Raw genomic sequence first — 11,018 nt, forward strand, 5'->3', positions numbered from 1 at the left:
GTGCAGGAAGGAGAGCTGAGATGACCCGTGCAGTCGGTATCGACCTCGGTACGACGAACTCGGTGGTGGCCGTCCTCGAAGGCGGCGAGCCGACCGTCATCGCCAGTACGGAGGGTGCGCGGACCACGCCCTCGGTGGTCGCCTTCGCGAAGAGCGGCGAAGTGCTCGTCGGGGAGATCGCCAAGCGTCAGGCGGTGACCAACGTCGAACGCACCGCCCGGTCGGTCAAGCGTCACATGGGGGAGGCGCAGTGGCGCTTCCCGGACTCGGGCTCCATCGACGGCAAGCGCTACACCGCGCAGGAGATCTCCTCCCGGGTGCTGCAGAAGCTGAAGCGGGACGCGGAGGCCTATCTCGGCGAGGACGTGACCGACGCCGTGATCACCGTGCCCGCGTACTTCAACGACTCGCAGCGCACCGCCACCAAAGAGGCGGGGGAGATCGCCGGCCTCAAGGTGCTGCGGATCATCAACGAGCCCACCGCCGCCGCGCTGGCGTACGGCCTGGACAAGGAGAACGACCAGACGGTCCTCGTCTTCGACCTCGGTGGCGGGACCTTCGACGTCTCGCTGCTGGACATCGGTGAGGGCCTGGTGGAGGTGAAGGCCACCAACGGCGACACCCATCTCGGCGGCGACGACTGGGACCAGCGCGTCGTCGACCATCTGGTCAAGCAGTTCAAGAACGGCTACGGCATCGACCTCTCGAAGGACAAGATGGCCCTTCAGCGGCTGCGGGAAGCCGCGGAGCGGGCGAAGGTCGAGCTGTCCTCCGCGACCGAGACGACGATCAACCTGCCGTACATCACGGCCTCCGCGGAAGGCCCGCTGCACCTGGACGAGAAGCTGACGCGTGCCCAGTTCCAGCAGCTGACAGCGGACCTGCTCGAGCGCTGCAAGGCCCCCTTCCACAACGCGATCAAGGACGCCGGCATCAGTGTCGGCGACATCGACCATGTGATCCTGGTCGGCGGTTCGACCCGTATGCCCGCCGTCACCGAGCTGGTCAGGGAACTGACCGGCAAGGAACCGCACAAGGGCGTGAACCCGGACGAGGTCGTCGCCATCGGCGCCTCGCTCCAGGCCGGTGTGCTGCGGGGCGAGGTCAAGGACGTCCTGCTGCTGGACGTGACCCCGCTGTCCCTCGGTATCGAGACCAAGGGCGGCATCATGACCAAGCTCATCGAGCGCAACACCACGATCCCGACCAAGCGGTCCGAGGTCTTCACGACGGCCGAGGACAACCAGCCGTCCGTGCAGATCCAGGTCTTCCAGGGCGAGCGCGAGATCGCGGCGTACAACAAGAAGCTCGGGATGTTCGAGCTGACCGGTCTGCCGCCGGCCCCGCGCGGCGTGCCGCAGATCGAGGTCACGTTCGACATCGACGCCAACGGCATCATGCACGTGACCGCGAAGGACCTCGGCACGGGCAAGGAACAGAAGATGACCGTCACCGGCGGCTCCGCCCTGCCCAAGCAGGACATCGACCGCATGATGCGCGAGGCCGAACAGCACGCGGAGGAGGACCGGCGCCGCAAGGAGGCGGCCGAGACCCGCAACCAGGCGGAGGGCCTGGTGTACAACACCGAGAAGCTGCTGCGCGACCAGGCGGACCAGGTCCCACAGGACGCACGGCAGGAGGTCGAGACGGCGATCGGCGACCTCAAGGAGAAGCTCAAGGGCGACGACACGAGCGCGATCCGCGAGGCCACGGAGAAGGTCAGCGTGGCCGCCCAGAAGGTCGGCTCCGCCATCTACGCCCAGGCCCGGCCCGAGGGCGGGGCCGGCGCGACGGGCGGCGCAGGGGCCGCCGGTGGCCAGGCGGCCGGCGACGGACAGGGCCCGGCGGACGACGAGGTGGTCGACGCCGAGATCGTCGACGAGGACAGGCGGCAGGGAGGCGAAGGATGAGCGTCCCGAACGACCGACGCGCTCACAGGAAGGAACAGCGTCCACCCATGATCATCCGCGACCGGCGCCGCATCGATCCGGTCACCCTCGAACTGCGCGGGACCACCGAGACACCCGGGCCCGCGACCTCGGCGGAGGACACCGGTGCCGCGGCGCCGCGAAACCCCGGTGCGGATGCTGGGGCGGGCCCGGAACAGGCGCGGAGCCCGCGCCCGGAGCCGGAGCCGGAGCACGGCCATGCTGCGGGCCACGGGCAGGGGCGGGTCCAGGACCGGCCACCGGAGCGGGCGCCGGCGGCCGACGCGCACGGCGGCGACGAAGCGTCGGAGATCGCGAAGCTGCGGTCACAGCTGTCCGAACGGACCGCCGACCTGCAACGGACGAAGGCCGAGTACGACAACTACCGCAAGCGCGTGCGACGCGACCGCAGGGCGGTGCAGGAGATCGCCGTGTCCAACGTGCTCGGCGCTCTCCTGCCGGTCCTGGACGTCGTCGTCCGGGCGCGCGAACACGGCGAGGACTCGAAGGGGTTCGCGTCCGTCGCCGACCTCCTCGAGGACCGACTGGCCGCGCTCGGCCTGCAGTCCGTCGGAGAGGTGGGGGAGCCGTTCGATCCGACGGCTCATGAGGCGCTCGACTACACGGAGTCGGAACAGCAGGAGCGGCCGGTCTGCAGCAGCGTGCTGCGGCCCGGTTACCGGGTCGGAGACCATCTCCTGCGGCCCGCGCAGGTAGTCGTCACCGGTCCGCCGGCCACCGGCACGGCTGGGGCGGGCACCCGCACGGATGCGGACACCGGTTCGTACGGGGACACCGGTTCGGGCGGGGGCGCTGTTGGTGGGCACGGCCCGCCGGTCGCCGGCGAACGGGACTCGCGTCGGGAACGGCCGTACGGCGGGCCGGGGGAGGGCGGCCGGCTCGGGACCAGGTCCGACGTGTGACGGGCGTCCTGCGTCCGGCCGGACACCGACGCCCGGCCCCGCCCGCGCGCCCGGAAAAGCAGGGCGTCCACCGGCACTGCCGAGCCGCGCCGGTGGACGTACCGAGTCGTCGTCCAGCGGGGACGCTACGGGGCGCTCGGCATGGGCGAGCCGGGAGATGCTCTTACGGCGCCCGCTGCTCCGGCACGGCATCCGACCCGGCGCCGAACGCGTGCTGAACCTGGGCTGCGGCCAATGGCTGCCGCGCGCCTTGGCCGCGCATCCCCGCGTCCACCGCGACCGCCGGGGCTTCGTCTGACTGGTCCTGCGACGCACGTCGGACCGAGCCGGGCGCGAGCTACGACGGCCCCCGGCCGAGCCGTGCGACGGCCCACGTCGCCCGCGCCGGCAGATCACCCAGCGACGAGCGGAACTGCTTGGCGATCGTGGTCAGCAGGACCTTCCCGTGCCCCATCGTCTCCCGCGCGAGCTCCGCCTCGCCGGCCTCCACGGCCGCGAGCACCAGCTCCAGATGCTGCTCCGTGATCATCCGGCCGAGGCCCCGGCGGTGCCACTCGGACACCGTTTCGTCCGGCACGGCGCCGTCGAGTCCCACCGCCGCCCGCGCACGCTCCAACGCCCGTCGCGCCGCCGTCAGATCGCCCTTGCGCAGTTCCAGCCGGGCCAGGACGTAGGCTTCCGCAGCCAGGTCCCACCCCGTGTCCCGCAGCGACAGCAGGTCGAACTGCGCCCGGGCCGCCTGCGCGTGGTCGCCGAGCCGTTCCAGCGCGCGGCTCAACTCCTTGAGCCGCGCCGCGTCCGGGCCCGTGTCGTCCAGCATGCGGATCAGCGCGACCCGGGCGTGCTCCGTGCGGCCCTGCCGGCGGGCCAGCTCGACCCACGTGAACTCGCTCTGCGTCGAGGGGTCCCGGCCGTGGTGCTCCGCGTCTTCCTTCCGGGCCTCCTCCAAGACGCCGGCGGCGTCCGTCACCAGGCCGCCGGTCGCCTCCCGCAGCAGCGGCACATCCTCCGCGCGGCCGTACAGGCCCACCAGCACGGCGGCAAGGCCGCGTTCCTCGAACCATTCGGTCCGTTCGGTGTTCTCGCGTTCCAGCAGGAAGCGCAGCAACGGCAGATCCTCCGCCCGGCGGTCGTACTGCGCGGCCCGGATCACCCCGGCCCGCAGCACCGCGTCGCCGCCCACCTCCTCCCAGGAGCCGGGCACGCCGGACCGCATTCTTTCCAGGGCCTCCCGCCCCGGCGCCAGCACGACGTCGCACAGCGAGCGGCGCGGAGAGTCCCCGGGCAGGCGGTATGCCGTCAACTCCTCGGCATTGAGCAGGACATGGTCCGGCTCTGTGCGCCCCGCGGCGACCTCCGCCCTGGCGGCCAGCTCGACGAGGGGACGCTCGGGCAGGCCCAGCCCGCTCAGCAATGCCGCCCGCTGGGCGTCCAGTTCGGGGGCGAACTGTTCGCGCGCCTCCTCGTCCCCCTCGCGTACCGCGGCGAGCAGCTGCTCCTCGTCGAGGCCCGGGCGGACGCCCTCGCACCACCGGGGCAGCCTGATGACCGTCTCCAGTGCCTCGGTGACACTGTCGGCGATCAGTACGGCGTCGCCTTCAGAGGACGCGTACAGCACCGCGCCGTCGCCGCAGACGAAGTACGTGCCGCCGGTGTCGTCCCCCGCGACCGCTTCCAGCGGGGCGCCGGACGCCAGCCGGACGTCCTCCACGTGATCGGCACGGCCGATGTCGAAGTTGAACGGGAACGCGGCGAGTTCGGCGAGCTCCGGTCGTGTGCGCAGCAGCTCCAGGGCGTGATCGTCCATGCGGCCGAACCCTACGCGGCTGCTGAAGATCCCCGCCGGGTACCTGCGTCTCCCGCAGGGCCTGTGCCCGCCCCCACGAGGCCGACCTTACGATCCACTGCGGTGGGCCGCACCGCCGCCAGGGTCCGTACTGCTCGTTCTCCCCGCCCGGTATTCCGGCGGCTGCGGAGACCTCGTGAGGTCCGCCGCCCGCGGACGTCACGTGGAGTCGCGCACGACGAGTTCCGTGGGCAGGACCACGTGCCGGCGCGGGGCGCCCGGGTCGGTGATCTCGGCCAGCAGGATGCGGGCGATGGTGCGTCCGATCTCCTCGACGGGCTGGCGCACGGTCGTCAGCGGAGGGTCGGTGTGCCGGGCGATGAAGGAGTCGTCGAAGCCGATCACCGCCACGTCCTCGGGGATGCGCCGGCCCTGCGCGCGCAGCTCGCTCATCGCGCCGGCGGCCATCACGTCCGACGCGACGAAGACGGCGTCGAGTTCCGGGATGCGTTCAAGAAGCGAACGCATGGCCTGCCTGCCGCCCTCCTCGGTGAAGTCGGCGGCGGCGACGAGGTGTTCGCCGGAGTCCCGGCCCGCCGCGTCCAAGGCGTCGCGCCAGCCGCGCAGACGGCTCCGGCCGACGTCCATGTCGAGCGGGCCGGTGATCGTCGTGATGGTCCGCCGGCCCCGTTCCACCAGGTGCCGCACGGCGGCGGCGGCGCCGCCCACGTTGTCGGAGTGGGCGTGGCTCAGCGACTCGGCGGGGGAGCGGCGGCCGGCCAGCACGGTCGGCAGCCCCATGTCCTCGAGGAGCCCCGGCAGGGGGTCCTTCTCGTGCACGGAGACCAGCAGTACGCCGTCCACCCGGCGCGCGGCGACCGAGTCGGTGAGCTGGTCCTGTTCGCCCTTGTCCCGGACGAGAACCAGCTGGAGCTGGGTCCTGGTGTCGGCCAGGCCCGTGCTCACCCCCCGGATGACCGCGGAGAAGTACGGCTCCGAGCCCAGTCGGCTCTCCGACTCAGGGATCACCAGGGCGATCGAGTCGGTCCTGCTGGTGACCAGGCCGCGGGCGACGGAGTTCGGGACGTAACCCAGCTCCGCGATCGCCGCCAGGACCGCGTCCCGTGCCTCGTCGCTGACGAGCTCCGAACCGTTGATGACGCGCGAAACCGTCGTGCGGCCCACACCCGCCCGCGCGGCCACGGTCTTGATGGTCGGCCGCCGGCTGCCCCCCATGGCTCCTCCCTCGTCGATCGGCGTGACACGCCGCCAGGCAGCGCATTTTGCCAGAAGTCCGCGCTGCCCGGCGATCATGCCGGTTCGCCTCCGAGATGTGCCTCGGAAGACGATCTGGTTTCAAGTTCTTGACAGGCACGCAACGGGGCCGTCAGTCTTCGTGCACCTTGGTGGGCACGTTCCCATCGTAACGTGGGAACGTGCCCATCGATGAATCGGGCCGTTCAGCGAGCTTACGAGTTCGCATTCCGGTGCATCGGCACCGTCGCTGGGGAGGACATCATGATCAGGAATCAGAAGCTGTTGCGTACAAGAATTACGGGGACCGTCTCCGTGCTCGCTGCCCTCGGCCTGATCGTCGGCTGCAGCAGCGGCGGCGACTCCGGTACCGGCGGCGGCGTCAAGGACGGCAAGGTCACCATCACCATGGGCCTCTTCGGCGTCATGGGGTACAAGGAGACCGGTCTGCTGGACCGCTACATGAAGGAGAACCCGAACGTCACCATCAAGGCCGAGGTGGCCGGTGACGAGCAGACCTACTACACGGCCCTGCAGACGCACCTGGCGGCCGGCAGCGGACTGAAGGACATCCAGGGCATAGAGATCGGCCGGGCCAAGGAGCTCGTGGACACCCAGGCCGACAAGTTCGTCGACCTCTCCGGCGTACCCGGCATCGATCACTATCTGCCCTGGAAGCTCAGCCAGGTCACCACCCCGGACAAGAAGCTCATCGGACTCGGCACGGACATCGGCCCGATGGCCGTCTGCTACCGCAAGGACCTGTTCGAGCAGGCCGGACTGCCTACGGACCGGAACGAGGTCGCAAAGCTGTGGGCGGGCGACTGGTCGAAGTTCGTCCAGGCCGGCAAGGACTTCAAGGCCGGTTTCAAGGGTGACGGCGTCGCCTTCATGGACAGTGCAAGCGGCCTGTTCAACGCGATGATCTACGGCAACTCCGAGCAGTTCTACAACAAGGACGGAGAGCTGATCTACCAGGACAGCCCCACCGTCACCGCTGCCTGGGACCTCGCCTCGCAGGCCGCGACCGGCGGACTGACCGCCAAACTGCGTCAGTTCCAGCCCGGATGGGACCCGGGCCTGGCCAACAGCACCTTCGCCACCACCGTCTGCCCCGCGTGGATGCTCGGCCACATCACAGAGAAGGCCGGGCCGAAGAACAAGGGCAAGTGGGACGTCGCCAAGGCGCCCAAGGGCGCCAACTGGGGTGGTTCCTTCCTCGGCGTGATGGAGAAGAGCCCGGTCAAGGAAGAGGCGAAGAAGCTGGTCGCCTGGCTCACCGCGCCCGAGCAGCAGGAGTTCGTCTTCCAGAAGCTCGGGAACTTCCCGTCCTCGCAGAAGGCGCTGACGTCGCCGGCCGTGACCGGCGCCGAGCAGGAGTACTTCGGCGGGGCGCCCATCGGCGAGATCTTCGGCGCAGCGGCCCAGGAGATCCCGGACGAGCAGGTCCTCGGACGCAAGGACGGCACGATCAAGGACATCTTCTCGCAGGGTCTGACGCTGATCGAGTCCCAGAACAAGAGCCCGGAAGAGGCCTGGAAGACCACCGACGAGCGGATCAAGAAGGCCACCGGCTGAGCCCGCCCCCGTCCGCCCGGTGACCGCGCCGCCCCGCCCGGGGGCAGGCGGTCACCGGGGTCGAGCCCTCCGTACCAGGCCTCACAGGAAGGTTGTCCCCGTGGCCGCTTCCACTCCCGTCGCGCCGGCCGGCGGACCCGTCGGCAAGTCCCCGGCGCCCGGCCCGCACGATGCCGGCGCGCCTCCGCGCCGGCGCGCCCTGCTCCACCGCCTGGACGTGCGCGGCGCGCCCTACGCCTTCGTCGCCCCGTTCTTCATCATCTTCGCGGCCTTCAGCTTCTATCCGCTCGTCTACACCTCGTGGATCTCCCTGCACCGGGTCGAGCTCGCCACCATGAACGTCATGGAGTGGGTCGCCTTCGACAACTACGTCGCGCTGTGGGAGGACGAACGCTTCTGGAACGCGGTCGGCAACACCATCACCCTCGGCGTGATCTCCACCGTGCCGCAACTGCTGATGGCGCTCGGCCTCGCCCACCTGCTCAACTACCGCATGCGCGGCTCGACCTTCTTCCGGGTGGCCGCCCTCACCCCGTACGCCACCTCGGTCGGTGCGGCCGCGCTCGTGTTCACCATGCTCTTCGAGCGCGACTTCGGCATGATCAACTGGATGCTGGGCCTGGTCGGCTTCGACAACGTCGACTTCGAGAACAACAAGTGGGCCGCCCAGATCGCCATCTCCACGATCGTGATCTGGCGGTGGACCGGCTACAACGCACTGCTCTACCTCGCCGCCATGCAGGCCGTCCCGCGGGAGCGCTACGAAGCGGCCGCCATCGACGGCGCCTCGCGCTGGCAGCAGTTCCTCACCGTCACCGTCCCCGGAATCCGCTCCACCATCGTCTTCACCATCGTGCTCTCGACGATCGGCGCGACACAGCTGTTCGGCGAACCCCTCATCTTCGGGCAGGGGCCGAACGGCATCACCGGCGGCGCCGACAACCAGTACCAGACCCTCGGACTGCTGCTGTACGAGGAGGGCTGGAAGAACTACCAGATGGGCCGGGCCGCGACCGTGGCATGGGTGATGTTCCTCCTGCTGGTCCTCGTCTTCGTCGTCCAGCGCGCCGTCAGGCGCGCCGCGTCCCGCAGGCCCGGACCGACCAGGAGCACCGCATCATGACCACCGACAGCCTCCCGGCCCGGGCCGAGCACGGGCCCGCCGCCGTGCAGGAAACCCCCGGCAGGCCCCGCCGCCGTCCGATGATGCGGATGCGGGCCGGCCGTCAGCACCACGCCGGCCCGCTCGCCTACGTGCTCCTCGCGATCGCGGCGCTCACCTCGCTCTTCCCCCTGTACTGGACGATGGTGGCGGCCTCGACGGACAACACGCGGGTGACCCAGACCCCGCCGCCGCTGCTGCCCGGGCCGAACCTGTTCGAGAACCTGGCCAGGGCCTGGGACGAGGCCGCCATGGGCAAGGCGATGATCAACAGCCTGATCGTCGCAGGCTGCATCGCGATGGCGACGGTGCTCTTCGCCACGCTCGCCGGTTTCGCCTTCGCCAAGCTGCGGTTCAAGGCGCGCAACGTGCTGCTGATGCTGGTCATCGGCACGATGATGGTGCCGCCCCAACTCAGCGTCGTACCGCTGTTCATGATGATGAGCGACCTGGGCTGGGGGCAGAAGCTGCCCGCCGTCATCTTCCCCACCCTGGTCAGCGCCGTGGGCGTGTTCTTCATGCGGCAGTACCTCGCCGAGGCCCTGCCCGACGAACTCGTCGAGGCCGGCCGGGTGGACGGCGCGCACTCGCTCCGCATCTTCTGGAGCATCGTGCTGCCGATCGCCAGGCCCGCGATGTCCGTGCTGTTCATGATCACGTTCGTGCACGCGTGGAACGACTTCTTCTGGCCGTTCATCGCCCTGGACATGAGCAACCCGACGGTGCCCGTCGCGCTCACCCAGCTCAGCGCCGGATACATCCGCGACCAGTCACTGATCATGGCCGGCGCCCTGCTGGGCACGCTGCCGCTCCTGGCGATGTTCGTCGTCTTCGGCCGCCAGATCGTCGGCGGCATCATGCAGGGCGCCGTCAAGGGCTGAGCGCCGTGGGCCGGACGCCCCCTCTTCCTTTCTCCCTTTCTCTCCCGTCACCGGAAGGACCCACGTGACCACCGCAACCCGGCACGTCGCCCCCGCCGACCAGGCGCCCGCCACCCGCACCTTCCCGCAGGACTTTCTGTGGGGCACGGCGACCGCCGCGTACCAGATCGAGGGAGCGGCCGCGCTGGACGGCCGCACCCCTTCCATCTGGGACACCTACGCCCGTACCCCGGGCAAGGTCCGCAACGGCGACACCGGCGACATCGCCACCGACCACTACCACCGCTGGCGTGAGGACGTCGCGATCATGGCCGACCTCGGCGTCGGCGCGTACCGGTTCTCGATCGCCTGGCCGCGGGTGCAGCCGACCGGCCGCGGCCCGGCGGTGCAGAAGGGACTGGACTTCTACCGCCGGCTCACCGACGAACTGCTGGACAAGGGCATCCAGCCGGTCGCCACGCTCTACCACTGGGACCTGCCGCAGGAGCTAGAGGACGCCGGCGGCTGGCCCGAGCGGGCCACCACCGACCGGTTCGCGGAGTACGCCGCACTCGCCGCCGACGCGCTCGGCGACCGGGTCCGCACCTGGACCACCCTCAACGAGCCCTGGTGCAGCGCCTTCCTCGGCTACGGCTCCGGTGTGCACGCACCCGGCCGCACCGAGCCGGTCGCAGCCCTGCGGGCCGCGCACCACCTCAACCTGGCGCACGGCAAGGCGGTTCAGGCGCTGCGCGCCGCGCTGCCCGGCAGCGCCCAGGTGTCCGTCACCCTCAACATCCACCATGTGCGCCCGCTCACCGGGCAGGCGCCCGACGTCGACGCGGCGCGCCGCATCGACGCCCTCGCCAACCGGGTCTTCACCGGGCCGATGTTCGAAGGGGCCTACCCCGCCGACCTGCTGGAGGACACGGCCCACCTGACGGACTGGTCCTTCGTACGCGACGGCGACACCGCCGACATCAAGCAGCGGCTCGACTTCCTCGGCGTCAACTACTACACGCCGACACTGGTGTCCGCCGCGGCCGACGGGACGAGCCACGGCTCCGACGGCCACGGCAGAAGCAACCACAGCCCCTGGATCGGCGCCGACAACGTGGCCTTCCACCTCCCGCCCGGCAGCACCACCGCCATGGGCTGGGCGGTCGACCCGACCGGCATGCACGACCTCCTGCTGCGCCTGGGCGCGGACCTGCCGGGCATGCCCCTCGTGATCACCGAGAACGGCGCAGCCTTCGACGACTACGTCGACCCGAGCGGCGAGGTCCGCGACCCGGACCGGATCGCCTATCTGCACGGTCACCTCACGGCGGTGCACCGGGCGATGGAGGCGGGCGTGGACGTTCGCGGCTACTTCCTCTGGTCGCTGCTGGACAACTTCGAGTGGGGCTACGGCTACAGCAAGCGCTTCGGCACGGTCTACGTCGACTACCCGACGGGCAGGCGCATCCCCAAGGCGAGCTCGCGCTGGTACGCGCAACTGGCGCGCACGGGCGCGCTGACGCCCCT

General features: G+C 70.5%; 8 protein-coding genes. 6 read left to right on the forward strand and 2 right to left on the reverse strand.

Annotated elements, in window-relative coordinates; translation table 11 throughout:
• Positions 1–20 precede the first annotated feature (20 nt).
• Both dnaK and grpE read left to right on the forward strand, forming a co-directional pair.
• The gene (gene dnaK, locus ACWGH4_RS21850) at positions 21–1,910 is read left to right on the forward strand and encodes a molecular chaperone DnaK (RefSeq protein ID WP_453463362.1); all 1,890 of its coding nucleotides are present in this window, start codon (positions 21–23) and stop codon (positions 1,908–1,910) included.
• A gap of 47 nt (positions 1,911–1,957) precedes the next feature.
• Positions 1,958–2,851 carry a nucleotide exchange factor GrpE gene (grpE, locus tag ACWGH4_RS21855; protein WP_453463365.1) on the forward strand — a complete coding sequence of 298 codons (894 nt, stop codon included), beginning with the start codon at positions 1,958–1,960 and terminating at the stop codon, positions 2,849–2,851.
• A 337-nt stretch (positions 2,852–3,188) separates the two neighbouring features.
• On the opposite strand, the gene ACWGH4_RS21860 is transcribed toward grpE, so the two are convergent.
• Together ACWGH4_RS21860 and ACWGH4_RS21865 are read right to left on the reverse strand one after the other, a co-directional pair.
• A complete protein-coding gene (locus ACWGH4_RS21860; RefSeq protein ID WP_453463368.1) occupies positions 3,189–4,658 on the reverse strand; it encodes a hypothetical protein in 1,470 nt (489 codons plus the stop codon).
• 198 nt (positions 4,659–4,856) lie between these two features.
• On the reverse strand, positions 4,857–5,873 hold the full coding sequence (locus ACWGH4_RS21865) for a LacI family DNA-binding transcriptional regulator (protein WP_453463370.1): 1,017 nt from the start codon (positions 5,871–5,873) through the stop codon (positions 4,857–4,859).
• 282 nt (positions 5,874–6,155) lie between these two features.
• Between ACWGH4_RS21865 and ACWGH4_RS21870 the strand changes: the two genes are divergently transcribed.
• The 4 genes from ACWGH4_RS21870 to ACWGH4_RS21885 all read left to right on the forward strand — a co-directional run.
• A complete protein-coding gene (locus ACWGH4_RS21870; protein ID WP_441267448.1) occupies positions 6,156–7,469 on the forward strand; it encodes an extracellular solute-binding protein in 1,314 nt (437 codons plus the stop codon).
• A gap of 100 nt (positions 7,470–7,569) precedes the next feature.
• Complete coding sequence (locus tag ACWGH4_RS21875; protein WP_453463372.1) at positions 7,570–8,592, forward strand: carbohydrate ABC transporter permease; 1,023 nt, start codon at positions 7,570–7,572, stop codon at positions 8,590–8,592.
• Entirely contained in the window at positions 8,589–9,512 is a 924-nt protein-coding gene (locus ACWGH4_RS21880; RefSeq protein WP_453463375.1) for a carbohydrate ABC transporter permease, read from the forward strand. The genes ACWGH4_RS21875 and ACWGH4_RS21880 overlap by 4 nt, the downstream gene beginning before the upstream one ends.
• A 64-nt stretch (positions 9,513–9,576) precedes the next feature.
• The coding region (locus ACWGH4_RS21885) for a GH1 family beta-glucosidase (protein WP_453463377.1) at positions 9,577–11,018 on the forward strand (1,442 nt) is incomplete at its 3' end.

Source organism: Streptomyces sp. NPDC054847, from assembly GCF_053610925.1.